This window comes from Streptomyces sp. NBC_00569 (genome assembly GCF_036345255.1).
Taxonomy (GTDB): domain Bacteria; phylum Actinomycetota; class Actinomycetes; order Streptomycetales; family Streptomycetaceae; genus Streptomyces.
This window is the reverse complement of sequence record NZ_CP107783.1, coordinates 10132088-10145294: the sequence shown is the minus strand read 5'-3', so window position 1 is coordinate 10145294 and position 13207 is coordinate 10132088. Positions and strand designations below refer to the sequence as shown.

The following is a 13207-nucleotide window of genomic DNA, read 5'->3' as shown; positions in this document are numbered from 1 at the left end:
TCCCCCTTGGTCCTGGGCATCAGGTCGAAGTCCAGTCGGCCGGCCAGGGTGGGCACGTTGCTCAAAGTGGGCGCAAGAGCGGAGCGCCGAACCTCGCTCATGGTCAGGTTCGCCGCCGATCGAGCGGGTTGCAGAGCGTGGCCCGGTGTGTGGCCGAAGGTTCTGCCTTCGAACCCAGTTACCTGGAGCGATGGTCTGCGCTGGCCGACTGACCTTCGTCGCCGAAATGGACTGGTGGGCACTGTGGGACACGAATCGAAGACGAGATCCGCCTACAAGGGCACCTCGTCGAAGGCGATCCTTCATCAATACGATTTCCTGGGTGACTTCTACCTGATCCTGGGGCCCGAGCTCGTCTTTTCCTACGGTATGTGGGAGGAGGGCGACACACTCGACTCGGCTCAGATCAGGAAGCTCGATTACCACGCCGAGGCGGCACACGCCGTGGGCGCGGACCGTGTGCTCGACATCGGCTGCGGATACGGCAGCCTCCTGCACCGCCTGGTGCAAGCCCACCACGTCAAGCACGCGGTAGGGATCACCATGAGCCCCTGCCAGGTCGCGTGGGCCCGTGACCAGCACTGGCCAGGCTGCGAGGTCCGGGCCGAGAACTGGTTCGACCATTCGGCTACACCTCGGGCACCACCGGTCTGCCCAAGGCGCTCGGCGGCGACCAGCTCCTGTGTGTCGGGCGGGAAGTCGGCCAGGGCTACTTGATCAGGTCCGGGGAGCGGAGCATCTCCGGCGGGATTCCCCAGGCGTCGACGAGGTCGCCCGCGAGCGGGCGCACCTTGCGGCAGAGGTCGTTCACCTCACGGGTGATCGCCTTGGAACGCTGCACCGTCAGCCGACCGTGCTCCATGAACCAGGCGCGGTCCGCCTCGATCGTCGAGAGGGCGAAGAGGTCGCACAGCAGCCCCAGCGCGACCTTGTCGTCCCCCTCGGGCAACGTGCCCAGCTTGTCGACGAACGCTTCGAGCACGAGTCGCTCAACGTGCGCGCGGGCCACCGCGATGACGTGGTCCTGCACCCGGGAGAAGACGGCGCCGGGGCTGCCGTTCTTCTCGACGCCGCGCTTGAGTCGCCGGGCTACACCGGCGACCATGTGCTCCTCGCGGAAGCGCAGCATGGCCAGGTGGTACTCCGAGTCGAGCAGACCCGCCTCCTGGTCCCACGCGTCGCCGCCCGGCAGCAGGTCGCGCACGCGCTCCAGCAGTTTGTGGGCCGATGTCTTCTCGATGACGGTCTCGACGGCGAGGCCGGTGACGAAGCGGACCATGCCGAGCTGGTCGAGGTCCTCGAACTCGCTCGCGTACCCCGTGAGCAGGCCCTTGGCCACCAGCTGGAGCAGGACGTGGTTGTCGCCCTCGAACGTCGTGAAGATGTCGCTGTCGGCCTTGAGCGCGGCGAACCGGTTCTCGGCGAGGTAGCCGGCGCCCCCGCACGCCTCGCGGCACTCCTGGATCACCCGGGTCGCGTGCCAGGTGCCGAGCGCCTTGGTGCCCGCCGCCCGCGCCTCCAGTTCCCGGCGCTCCTGCTCGTCGTCCTTGATCCCCGAGAGGACCTCGTGCAGGTCCGTGCGCACCACGTCCTGGGCGAAGTGCAGCGCGTAGGTGCGCGCGAGGAGCGGAAGGAGACGGCGCTGGTGCATGCCGTAGTCGAGCAGCAGTTGCTCCTCGGTGTCCGACGTCGCCTCGAACTGCCGTCGGCGCAGCGCGTACTTCGTCGCGATCGCCAGTGCCACCTTGGCGGCATTGATGGCGCCGCCGCCGACACTGACCCGTCCCTGGACCAGGGTGCCGAGCATGGTGAAGAAGCGGCGGCCGGGGTTCTCGATCGGGCTCTCGTACTCGCCCTGCGGGGTGACGTCGGCGAACCGGTTGAGGAGGGCCTCGCGCGGCACGCGTACGCCGTCGAACCAGAGGCGGCCGTTGTCGACACCGTTGAGACCCATCTTGCGGCCGTCGTCCTCGATCCGGACGCCCGGCGCCGGTGCACCGTCGACGCGGATCGGGACGACGAAGGCGTGCACGCCCTCAGACGCGCCGCCCACCCGCAACTGGGCGAAGACGACGGCCAGTTCGGCGTGCCGGGCCGCGTTGCCGATGTAGTCTTTGCGGGCCTCGTCACCGCTCGTGGTGATGACGAACTCCTGGGTGTCGACGTCGTACGTCGCCACCGTGCCGAGTGCCTGGACGTTGGACCCGTGGCCGGTCTCGGTCATCGCGAAACAGCCCATCAGCTTCCCGGTGATCAGGTCCGGCAGGTAGGCCTCGTGGTGACGTTCGGTACCGAGCTGCAGGATCGCGCCGCCGAAGAGACCGAACTGCACACCGACCTTCACCAGCACCGAAAGGTCGCCGAAGGCGAGCGTCTCGAACGCGGCGATGGAGGCGCCGATGTCGCCGCCACCGCCGTACTCCCTCGGAAATCCCATCCCGGTCTGGCCGGTCGCCGCCAGCTCGACGACGAGCCCCCGCACGCGTTCGCGGAAGTCGTCGATGCCGAGCTCTTCGGCCTCGTCGAGAACGGAGGCGTGCGCGACGAGATTGGTGCGGACGAGATCGCGGATCTGCGCGTATTCGCCGTCGAGCACGGTGCGCAGGGCACATACGTCGACGTCGGGCTGCACGTAGCCGTCCTGGTGCGTGAAGGAGTCAGTGACCATGGTGCCCTGCTACCCCGACTCCGAAGTGATCAAGCGATGTGCGGTGCGGGTGTCCCGCCGGTGGCGCAACTCGTCACTTTCTCCCCGGTACCAATCCCCCGAATGCGCCCGTGCTGGCGCAGACCACCAGGCGGGTGGCGAGTTCGCCGCGGGGCAGGTTGACGCTCGCCGTCGATGAGCCGCAGCAGCGTTCCGGCTGCCATCGCGGCCATCTCCCGGAGCGGCTGGCGCACCGTGGTCAGCACCGGATCGCTCCAGCGGGTCACCGGCACGTCGTCGAAGCCGATCCCACTGACATCGTCCGGGATGCGCAGCCCTCGTTCGTGCAGTGCGGTGTTCGCGCCGGAGGCCTGCAAGCGCGCCAGCTCGGGAACAAGCTGGGGATCGGAGTCACAGGACTTGAGGTTTGTGCACCACTGCTCATCAGGCCAACGGTCGACGATCCCGCGCTCTGCCGGCTCAGCCGGCTGCGAGCGTCAGTAGCCGGTGCCGCGCTTGATCTGGGCTCGCTCGACGTCGGTGGTCCCACCCTTGTGGTCCAAGGTGTCGCACGCATCGGCGATGTCCCGAGCCAGACGCTCGATCTGCTCGCGGCTCAGGGTCTCCTTGACCAGGGCCCGAAGGATCTTCACCCGCTCCGCATTGGGCGGGAGCGTATACGCCGGCACCATCCAGCCGCGCTCGGCCGAGAGCTGCCAAGCAATGTCGGACTCGTCATAGGCGTGCTTGCCGGCGAGACGGAAAGCTACCAGCGGCAGCTGCTCGAGGTCGCTGCCGATCACTTCGAAGCGGCCGCTGCTCTGCAGGTTGTCCGCCAACGCGTGGGCGTTCTTCTGCATCGTCTCCATGACGTAGGTATAGCCCTGACGACCGAGCCGCACGAAGTTGTAGTACTGGGCGAGCACCATCGACGCACCGGTCGAGAAGTTCAGCGTGAACGTCGCGTCGGTCTTGCCCAGGTAATTTTCGTAGAACACGAGTTCCTCGGCCAAGTCGGACTCCTGACGGAAGACCAGCCAGCCGATTCCAGGGTAGACCAGGCCGTATTTGTGTCCCGATACGTTGATCGAGCGGACCTGCTCGAGCCGGAAGTCCCATTTCGAGTCCGGATAGAGGAAAGGCCACACGAAGCCGCCGCTGGCGCCGTCGACGTGGATCGGGATGTCGAGGTCCCGCTCCTTGCGGACGTCCCGGAGGAGCTTGTCGATCCCGGCCACGTCGTCCTTGTGGCCGGTGAACGTGGTGCCGACGACGGCGACGACACCGATCGTGTTCTCGTCGATGTGAGGTTCCACGTCCTCCGGGCCGATCGTGTACTTGTCCTCGGCAAGCGGTACGATCCGCGGCTCGACGTCGAAGTAGCGGCAGAACTTCTCCCACACGACGTGGACGTCGCCGCCGAAGACCAGGTTGGGCCGGTCGACCGACAAATTGGCCGCCTGGCGTCGCTGCCGCCACTTCCACTTCAGCGACAGGGCGCCGAGCATGATCGCCTCGGACGATCCCTGGGTCCGGCATCCGGCGGTCTTGCCCGGGGCATGGAAGAGGTTCGCCAGCATGCGCACGCAGCGCTGCTCGATCTCGGCGGAGATGGGGTACTCCGCGTGGTCGATGAAGTTGCGGTGGAGGTTCTCGGCGATGATCCGTTGCGCCTCCGGCTCCATCCATGTGGTCACGAACGTGGCGAGGTTGCGCTGCGGGTCACCCTCCATGACGAGGTCCTCATCCAGCAACCTCATGGCGTCCGTCGCGGTCATGCCCTCCTCGGGGAAAGTCTCCGAGGGAGCGGGCTCGGTCAGGAAGCGGTTTCCGAACAGGGCCGCGGCGTCTGTCTTGGTCATGCCGACGATTCAACCGGTTCCCGGACGAGAGCCCTTCTCAGGAACACGGGCCGGTCTTGGGATTCACGAGAACGGCGCACTCTGATGTCCTCTCAACGCGACCACTCCCATGCCCGCATCCGGGAGCAGCGCGCCGCTACGAACAGAGGCTCGATCTGGTCACAAAAGAAAGTGGGCGACACACCGGATAGCGACCGCCGACAGGACCGTTCCGGTGGTGGTCCTGGGCCGCCATCAAAAGGTCACCGCACGGCCCTCCTCGATCGTCGCAGGAGAGACCCGGGCGGGGAAGACCACCACGCTGCTCCACGTCGGCCGCGCCTGCCACCCGATCCACAGCCGGCGCCGCGGCGACGCAGCCGGGCAGGCATCGGTCACCGACGCGCTGGTCCCGCCCGCCCCCAGATCGAGGACCCTGCCCCTCGAACTCGCCCGCTACCTCGACGCACCCGCCACGACCTTCAACCCGACCGGGCCGGACGGAACATCCATACCCGCCTCGCCTCGGCCTCCCACACCCCACCGTCCGCAGGCGGCCGGGCATCCCACACCTGCACCGACAAAGCCGGGGCGTGAGTGTGTCCACCGCAGCGCAGCCAGACCCGCAGGCCAGGAAACTGTTCCTTCACCGCGGCAGCCGTGGAATCCAGCAGTTCACGGCCCGCCTGGCAGACACGCTGCACGCTCTCCATCGAGAAGTAGAGGCCTTGGGCGTCCGTGTCAGCCCCGTACACGATGTGGAGCGGGCGTTCGCGGCGTGCGGCCTCGGCCGCTGCCGACGGAACCAGTTGCTCTGCTTGCGCGTTCGCGTGGCAGGACTTTGAGGGGAGCGAGCCTTGTCGAGTTTGAGCTACCCGCCGGCACGGGCGGTCTGACGCGGGGCAGCCTGTTACCGCGGGGCCCGTGGCCGCGATCCGCACGGGACAAAGAAATGGAACAACTCGCCATCTACGCGTTGGAGGGGCGGTCCGAGGGGACCGCCCCTTACGCACAGTCAGCCACCTGTACTCCGGACGATGCCTCTGGCCAGGCCAGATAGGGAACTGCTGCTGGAGTACTCGGCCGTGGGGCGCATCTACGCAGATCCTTAGGACGTCACGTCTGTGATCTTCCACCGTTGGTTGGCCCCGGAGTTGGGCTGCCAGGTGCCGACGGGCGCGCCCTCGTGCGTGGCCTGTCCACCGACCTCGAGGAGGCGGCCCGTGTCGGCGTTGACGAGCGTGTATGTGCCGTCGCCCGTGGTCGACAGGATCCACTGGGCGGCGGCGTCGCGCTCGCCCGTGTCGGGTTCGACGACCGCCGCGCCGTCGCGGACGGCGAGCCGCTTCCCGTCCGCGGCGCTGGTGAAGACGTGCCGCCTGCGGTTCGCCGGTCGGTCGCCGCTGATCTGCGCGAGCCGCCACCGCTGACCAGCCGCGCCCTCACCGGACTTGATGACGAGGGTGCCGTCGGCGACGGTGAGGTCCTTGCCGCTCTGCACTCCTGCCAGCTCGTACGTGCGTCCCCGGCGCAGCGTCGCGGCGTCCTTCGCCACCCCGGACACGCCCTCGATCACGAAGGTGGTGACCGACTGCGCGGGGACCGTGAACGTGGCGGTGCGGCCCTTCACGGCGACCGGTGCCTGCTCGGCGAGCTTGCCGTCCTCGCTGGTCACGACGGGGGTGACGGTCGCGCCTCGGCGTACGGTCGCGAACTTCGTCAGGTCGAGCGTCACCGTGCGGGTGCTCGTGGTGCTGTTGACGTGCACGACGGTGGCGCCGTTGCCGCCGCGGGCGACGGCCGCGGTGCTGCTGGTGTCGTCGACCTTGATGAGGTGGTCGCCGGGCCGGATGTAGTGGGTGAAGTTCCGGGCGGTGTCGAACTTCGTGTTCGTGAAGACCGGGCAGGTCTCCAGGGTGTCGTCGGGGCCTGCGCTGAAGGAGACCTGGACCTCGCCCCAGTTGCCGCCCTTGGCGGACTCGCCGCCCGGCTTCATGTTGTCCCAGTCCTCGACGGGCTGCCAGAACACCCAGGCGCTGGGCTCCAGTTCGCGCAGGTCGTCGACGATGTGCTGGGCGAGCCCGAGGCCGGGGCGCATGTCGGTGAAGGACTGGCCGTCGCCCCAGTCGCCCTCGACCTCGCTCATCCACAGCGGTTTGCCGTCGGCCTTGGCGAGGTCGCGGACGGAGGTGCGCCCGCCGGTGCCGTACGTGTGGACGTTCATCTGGGCGACACGGCGTTTCACGTCGGCCGGGTAACTGGTCCAGTTCGTGACGAAAGTCGTCGGGTTGGTCTCGTCCATCGCCGAGACGACCGCGGTGGTCCGCGCCTTGCGCAGGGCGGTGTCGAGCGCGGGCACGATCTTCTGCTGGAGGCCGGGGCCGATGTGGCAGCCCTCCTGTCGGCCGCCGGTCGGATTACCGTCGGCGCCCAACTTGGATCCCCAGTAATTGGTGTTGGGCTCGTTGCACGGGTCGACGGTCTTGACCTTGATGCCGTGCGCCTTCTCCAGGCGCTGTGTCACCTGGGCCAGATAGGTGGCGAAGTCGTCGACGGACGCCTCCTTCAGCTGGTCCTTCGACGCGTCGAGGCCACCGGAGACATAGCCGCTGACCGTCATGAAGTACGGCGGGGAGTTGGAGAACGTCTCCCAGTGGGTGATGTCCTTCTTGATCCGGTCGACCCACCAGCGCTGGGTGGCGTCGGCGTCCTCGTTCCAGTGGCCCGGGTCGTCCGGGTCCCACCAGTCGGTGTCGGTGCGGGTGGTGCCCTCGGGCGCCTTCCACCAGCCCTCGACGGCGCCGCCCGCCCTCAGGTAGTCGGGCACGTCGGGGGCGTTGCCGCCGCCGATGTTGTAGCGGGCAATGTTCAGGGCGAGGCCGTCCCGTCCGAAGACCAGCTCGGCTATCCGTTCGCGGATCTCGTCCGGGTAGTGCCCCGTGGCGTTCGCGAACCAGACGAGGCTGGTGCCCCACCCCTCGAACCGGTCGTGCAGGTACGAGGGGTCGGGGGTGACCGTGACCGTCGCCGCGGTGGCCGCGGTGACGAGTGAAGCGGCGGAGATCTGGGTTCCCGCGGCCGCCGCCGTGGCGGCGGCGATGCCGATGAACCGTCTGCGGGTCAAGCGTGCCAACGTGTGCTCCCGACGTCGTGGTGTGAGTGGGGTGTTGGTGGTGCCGAACGGTGGGGTACGTGGTGGTGCTAGGCGGCGGCGACGGGCTGCCGCAGGACGGCGACCTGGCGGGGCGCCAGGACGAGGTCTTCGTCGGCCGGGCCGACGAGGACGTCGCCCGTGAGGCCCGGCAGCGCCACCCGCTCATCGCTCCGGTTGACCAGGAAGACGTAGCGGTGCCCGGCGTCGCGTCGCACGACCTGCTCGACCCGCCCCCGCGCCTGCTCCGGGAGTTCGCTGCGCACCCCGGCGGGTGCGAGCAGCTCGGGCAGCAGCATGGTGAGGCCGTCGACGCCGAGGCGGGTGGAGACGTACGAGGCCGAGCCGCGGCCGGTGCCGCGCCGGGTGACGGCGGGGCGGGACGCGTACGTGCCTGTGCGGTACCCGGCGAGGACCTCGACGTCCGTGCCGGTGACGGAGATCCGGTCGGTCCACAGGCTGCCGGTGGTGCCGTTGTCCAGGTGGACGGTGTCGCCGTCCAGGAGCGGGCCGAACTCCTCGATGCGGATGCCGAGGACGTCGCGCAGCGCTCCGGGGTAGCCGCCGAGCCAGACGTGGTCGTTCTCGTCGACGATCGCGGAGAAGTACGTGGTGACGAGGTGGCCGCCGCCCTCGACGTACCGGGTGAGTTCCTTGGCGAGGGGCTGCGGCACCACGTGCAGGACGGACGCGATGACGACGTCGTACGCGGACAGGTCGGTGCCGTGCGCGGGCACCACGTCAGCCCGGATCCCGAGGCGCAGCAGCGCCGAGTACCAGTCGAGGGCCTCGCGGTGGTAGTCGAGGCGGGAGGTGGGGTGGGAGTCCTGCTCGCTGGTCCACCACGAGTCCCAGTCGAAGAGGATCGCGACGCGGGCGGGTTCGCGCCCGCTGCCCGCGATCGGGGCGAGCTGGTCGAGGGTGCGGCCCAGTTCGACCACCGAGCGGAAGAGCTCGCTGTCGGCTCCGGCGTGCGGCAGCATCGCCGAGTGGTACTTCTCGGCGCCCGCGGCCGACTGGCGCCACTGGAAGAAGCAGACGGCGTCGGCGCCGTGCGCCACGTGCAGCAGCGAGTCCCGGGCCAACTCCCCCGGTTTCTTGGCGAGGTTGACGGGCTGCCAGTTCACTGCGCTGGTCGAATGTTCCATCAGGAACCAGGGCCGGTGCCCGGCGATGCCGCTGGTGAGGTTGGCGGAGAAGGAGAGTTCGTCGCGGTCCTGCGGGCCGGGGACGACGTAATGGTCGTTGGCGACGAAGTCCACCTCGCCCGCCCAGTCCGCGTAGTCCATGCCCTTGGTGCCGCCCATCACCATGAAGTTGGTGGTGACGGGAATGTCCGGGGTGAGCTCGCGCAGGATCGCGCGCTCGGCGAGCAGATGGTCCTTGAGCGCGTCCGAGGAGAACCGCTTGAAGTCGAGCTGCTGCGTCGGGTTGGGGTGCGAGGCGGCGAGCCGCGGCGGCAGGAGCTGCCCCCAGTCGCTGTACCTCTGCGACCAGAAGGCCGTTCCCCAGGCGTCGTTGAGGGCGTCGAGCGTGGTGTGGCGGCGGCGCAGCCAGGTACGGAAGGCGCGGGCGGCGTCGTCGGAGTGGTCGTAGACGTTGTGGCAGCCCAGTTCGTTGTTGACGTGCCAGGCGACGAGGGCCGGGTGGTCCGCGTAGCGGGACGCGAGCTTGCGCACCAGGTGCAGGGCGTGCTCGCGGAAGACGGGCGACGTGGGCCGCCAGTGCTGGCGGGCGCCGGGCCACATCGTCTCGCCGTTCGCGGTCACCGGCAGGATCTCGGGGTGCGCGGTGGTCAGCCACGGCGGCGGAGACGCGGTGGCGGTGGCCAGGTCGACGCCGATGCCGCCGGCGTGCAGCAGGTCCATGATCTCGTCGAGCCAGCCGAAGTCCCAGGTGTCGGCGGTGGGCTGGAGCCGCGCCCAGGAGAAGATGGCGAGGGAGACGACGTTCACGCCGGCCTCGCGCATCAGCCGGATGTCGTCCGCCCACACCTCCCGTGACCATTGCTCGGGGTTGTAGTCGGCGCCGTAGCCGAGGCGCCGGGTGCCGTCCGAGCTCTTCGCGTACGGGAAGCGGGAGGCGAGGGGGGTGGTCATGAACGTCCTTCCAGGAATGCGGAGGCGAAGCGGTGTGCGCTACTTCTCGACGGTGAAGCCCTGCTCGGTGCCGTACTTGACGGAGGCGTCCTGCCAGGACTGGAGCCCGGCGGTGAGCTTGGTCGAGGAGACGTACGCCTTGCCGACGGTGTCGTTGAAGATCGAGTTGGCGTACACCTGGTACGGCAGGTACTTCCAGTCGGTGGGCACGTTCTTCGCGGACTCGGCAAAGATCTTGTTGGCCTTCTGGCCGCCGAAGTACGGGAACTCGGTGTTCTGGAACGACGAGGAGTTCAGGTCCTTCGTCGTCGCGGGGAACGCGCCGTTCTTGATGCGGGTCTGTACGCCCGCGCCGGAGTTGGCGTACTCGACGAACGCGTAGGCGAGCTCCTTGTTCTTGCCGAGCTCGGGCAGCGCGAGCGAGCTGCCGCCGTTCTCGGAGCTGCTGTTCGCGCCCTTCTCCCACTGCGGCATGGGGGCGACGCGCCAGTCGCCGGAGGCGCCCTTCACGCCGGAGGCGAAGTTGGCGGGCATCCAGGCGCCGGTGGGCAGCGTGGCGATGGTTCCGTCGCCGAGGCCCTTGTACCAGTCGTCGGTCCAGCCGGTGACGGGCGCGACGAGCTTCTCATCGATGAGCTTCTGCCAGGTGTCGCTGTACTTCTTCGCGCCCGCGTCGGTGAAGTCGATGCCGACCTTGGTGCCGTCGACCTTGTACGGGTGCGAACCGGCCTGCCACAGCAGGCTGGTGGTCAGGCCCGCGTCGCCGGTGTCACTGGTGATGTACGTCTTCGGGTCGGCCTTGTGCAGCTTGCGGGCGGCCTCGACGTACTCGTCCCAGGTGGTCGGGACGGCGATCTTGTACTTGTCGAAGACCTTCTTGTTGTAGAAGAGCGCCATCGGGCCGGAGTCCATGGGCAGTCCGTACACGCCGTCACCGGACTTCACCGAGTTCCACGGGCCCGGCGAGTACGAGTCCGCCAGCTTCTCGGCGCCGTACGCCTTGAGGTCCGTGATCTGCTTCGTCAGCGCGTACTGGCCGAGCGCGTAGTACTCGATCTGCGCGACGTCCGGGACGCCCTTCTTCGCCGAGATCGCGTTGGACAGCGCCTTGTACTGATCGTTGCCGGTGCCGGCGTTGACCAGCTTGACGTCGACCTTCGGGTACTTCTTCTCGAAGTCGGTGGCGACCTGCTTCAACGTGGGCTCCCATGCCCACACCGTGACGGTGCCGCCCTTCTTCAACGTGGACTGTATGTCGGACGCGCTTACCTGCTTCTGTCCGGAGCTGTCGTCGGATCCGCCGCAGGCGGTCGCCCCGAGGGCGAGTACAGCGACGATTCCCATGCCGCGCAGCAGGCTGCGGGAGTACTTGGACATGACGGTTCTTCCACTTCGTCGTGGTTCAACAGGGAGGGTGGACGAAAGAGAGGACGGGGAGCGCCACTGATATGCCGCTCCTGACTGGTGCTATTCCTTGACGCTTCCGGCGGAGAGTCCGGACTGCCAGTACTTCTGGAGCAGCAGGAAGGCGGCGATCAGCGGCACGATGGTGAGCAGGGAGCCGGTGAGCACCAGATGGGGTATGGCCTCGCCGCCGGCCGTCTGTGCCTGTTTGTTCCAGGAGTCGAGGCCGAGGGTGAGCGGGTACCAGTCGGGGTCCTTCAGCATGATCAACGGCAGGAAGTAGTTGTTCCAGGTCGCGACCGTGGTGAAGAGCAGGACGGTGACGGTGCCGGGCGCGAGCAACGGCAGGGCGACCTGGAAGAAAGTGCGCAGCTCGCTCGCGCCGTCGATGCGGGCGGCCTCCATCAGCTCGGTGGGAATCGCCTCCGTGGCGAAGACCCACATCAGATACAGGCCGAACGGTGAGATCAGCGACGGGATGATGACGGCCCACGGGGTGTCGGTGAGCCCCATCTTGCTGAACATCAGGAACGTGGGGACGGCGAGCGCCGTGCCCGGTACCGCGACCGCCCCGATGACGACGGCGAACACGGCACGCTTGCCCGGGAAGGCGAACTTGGCGAGCGCGTAGCCGCCGAGGACCGCGAGGAAGGTGGCGCCGCCGGCGCCCACCACCACGTACAGGAGGGTGTTGAGGAGCCAGCGTCCGAAGACGCCGTCCTGGTAGGTGAAGGTCTCGGCGATGTTGTGCCAGAGGTCGAAGTCCGAGTCGAACCAGAGGCCGAACGAACGGGCCAGGCCCTGCTGGGACTTGGTGGCGCTGATCAGGAGCCAGACCAGCGGCAGCAGGCTGTAGACGAGGACGACTCCGGTGAGCACGGTCAGCGGGACGCTGCGCCGTGGGCGCCCCGATGTCCGGCGGCGCGGTGAACGCAGGTGCAGGGCCGAGGACTTGACCGGAGTGGTCGACCGTACGGGTCCTGTGGTCGTGGTCATCGCGCTCACGCTCCCTTGCGCATGCCGCGCAGCTGGACCACGTAGGCGACGATCATCGTGATCACGCCCATGACGATGGCGACCGTCGCGGAGTAGTTCTGCTGCTGGCCGGCGAAGGACAGCGAGTACGTGTAGTAGTTCGGGGTGTAGTCGGTGGTGATCGCGTTCGGCGCGAGCTTCTGGAGGATGGCGGGCTCGTTGAAGAGCTGGAAGCTGCCGATGATCGAGAAGATCGTGGCGATGACGAGGGCGCCGCGGATCGCCGGGAGCTTGATGGCGGTGATGACGCGCCACTGCCCGGCGCCGTCGATCTCGGCCGCCTCGTACAGGGAGTGCGGTACGACGCGCAGCGCGGCGAAGAAGATCAGCATGTTGTAGCCGACGAACTCCCAGGTCACGATGTTGCCGAGGGAGGCGAGGACCAGGTCGGCGGAGAGCGGGTTGGGCAGTGTGGTGCCGAACGCATCGTTGAGGTCGCCGACCAGCCCGTAGCGCGTGCCGTACATGAAGCCCCACATGAGGGTGGCGACGACGGCGGGGACCGCGTAGGGCAGGAAGACGGTGATCCGGAAGAAGTCCTTGCCGTAGAGGCGGCCGCTGTCGATCGCGAGGGCGACGAGCAGGGCGATGCCCAGCATGATCGGCACCTGGATCAGCAGGAACAGGCCGACGCGAAGGACTCCCTCCCAGAACTGGCTGTCCTGCAAGGCCTGTTGATAGTTGTCCAGGCCCACGAAAGTGGTGCCGCCGATGAGTTGGGTGCGGAACAGGCTCAGGTAGACCGAGTAGGCGAGCGGCGCCAGGAAGACCAGGGCGAAGACGAGGGCGAAGGGGCCGATGAACCCCCATCCCGTCCACGAGCGGCGCCGCCTCACGGCGACCGGCGATTGCAGCGTGGTCATCTCGCGTCCCTCACTCGTCCGTGCGTCACAGGCCTCGATGTTTGCGTAAACACTCTTGGGCGCGAAGGGCCCGCGGCTGTTATGTTTACGTAAACAATCGGTGGCGGCATGTCTACACTGCCCCGAGGACGACGGTCAAGGGTCGGTGAGGGACACGGTGACAACCA

9 protein-coding genes are annotated in these 13207 nt (G+C 68.0%); 1 reads left to right on the top strand and 8 read right to left on the bottom strand.

Annotation, left to right across the window (positions count from 1 at the left end; all coding sequences use genetic code 11):
- The first annotated feature begins 234 nt into the window (after positions 1–234).
- Positions 235–717, top strand: a complete 483-nt coding sequence (locus OHO83_RS45925) for an SAM-dependent methyltransferase (protein ID WP_330280690.1) — start codon at positions 235–237, stop codon at positions 715–717.
- On the opposite strand, the gene OHO83_RS45920 is transcribed toward OHO83_RS45925, so the two are convergent.
- From OHO83_RS45920 to OHO83_RS45885, 8 genes are all read right to left on the bottom strand, one after another.
- On the bottom strand, positions 710–2668 hold the full coding sequence (locus OHO83_RS45920) for an acyl-CoA dehydrogenase family protein (RefSeq protein ID WP_266681690.1): 1959 nt from the start codon (positions 2666–2668) through the stop codon (positions 710–712). The two genes, OHO83_RS45925 and OHO83_RS45920, sit on opposite strands and share 8 nt — an antisense overlap.
- Before the next feature lie 29 nt (positions 2669–2697).
- Positions 2698–3024, bottom strand: a complete 327-nt coding sequence (locus tag OHO83_RS45915) for a substrate-binding domain-containing protein (protein WP_266681688.1) — start codon at positions 3022–3024, stop codon at positions 2698–2700.
- A 120-nt stretch (positions 3025–3144) separates the two neighbouring features.
- On the bottom strand, positions 3145–4509 hold the full coding sequence (locus tag OHO83_RS45910) for a glutamate decarboxylase (protein WP_266681686.1): 1365 nt from the start codon (positions 4507–4509) through the stop codon (positions 3145–3147).
- 1087 nt (positions 4510–5596) lie between these two features.
- On the bottom strand, positions 5597–7621 hold the full coding sequence (locus tag OHO83_RS45905) for an RICIN domain-containing protein (RefSeq protein WP_266681684.1): 2025 nt from the start codon (positions 7619–7621) through the stop codon (positions 5597–5599).
- Positions 7622–7689: 68 nt separating this feature from the next.
- Positions 7690–9738 carry a beta-galactosidase gene (locus OHO83_RS45900; RefSeq protein WP_266681682.1) on the bottom strand — a complete coding sequence of 683 codons (2049 nt, stop codon included), beginning with the start codon at positions 9736–9738 and terminating at the stop codon, positions 7690–7692.
- 39 nt (positions 9739–9777) lie between these two features.
- Positions 9778–11115: an ABC transporter substrate-binding protein gene (locus OHO83_RS45895; protein ID WP_266681680.1), complete on the bottom strand. Its 1338-nt coding sequence runs from the start codon at positions 11113–11115 to the stop codon at positions 9778–9780.
- Positions 11116–11205: 90 nt separating this feature from the next.
- Positions 11206–12138 carry a carbohydrate ABC transporter permease gene (locus OHO83_RS45890; protein ID WP_266681678.1) on the bottom strand — a complete coding sequence of 311 codons (933 nt, stop codon included), beginning with the start codon at positions 12136–12138 and terminating at the stop codon, positions 11206–11208.
- 5 nt (positions 12139–12143) lie between these two features.
- Positions 12144–13040, bottom strand: coding sequence for a carbohydrate ABC transporter permease (locus OHO83_RS45885; protein ID WP_266681677.1), 897 nt, complete (start codon positions 13038–13040; stop codon positions 12144–12146).
- Between the last annotated feature and the right edge of the window lie 167 nt (positions 13041–13207).

Bases quoted from the DNA above. Each gene is read 5' to 3' on its own strand.
- OHO83_RS45900 (WP_266681682.1), bottom strand. From the start codon at position 9,738: ATGACCACCCCCCTCGCCTCCCGCTTCCCGTACGCGAAGAGCTCGGAC.
- OHO83_RS45920 (WP_266681690.1), bottom strand. From the start codon at position 2,668: ATGGTCACTGACTCCTTCACGCACCAGGACGGCTACGTGCAGCCCGAC.
- OHO83_RS45885 (WP_266681677.1), bottom strand. From the start codon at position 13,040: ATGACCACGCTGCAATCGCCGGTCGCCGTGAGGCGGCGCCGCTCGTGG.
- OHO83_RS45895 (WP_266681680.1), bottom strand. From the start codon at position 11,115: ATGTCCAAGTACTCCCGCAGCCTGCTGCGCGGCATGGGAATCGTCGCT.
- OHO83_RS45890 (WP_266681678.1), bottom strand. From the start codon at position 12,138: ATGACCACGACCACAGGACCCGTACGGTCGACCACTCCGGTCAAGTCC.
- OHO83_RS45910 (WP_266681686.1), bottom strand. From the start codon at position 4,509: ATGACCAAGACAGACGCCGCGGCCCTGTTCGGAAACCGCTTCCTGACC.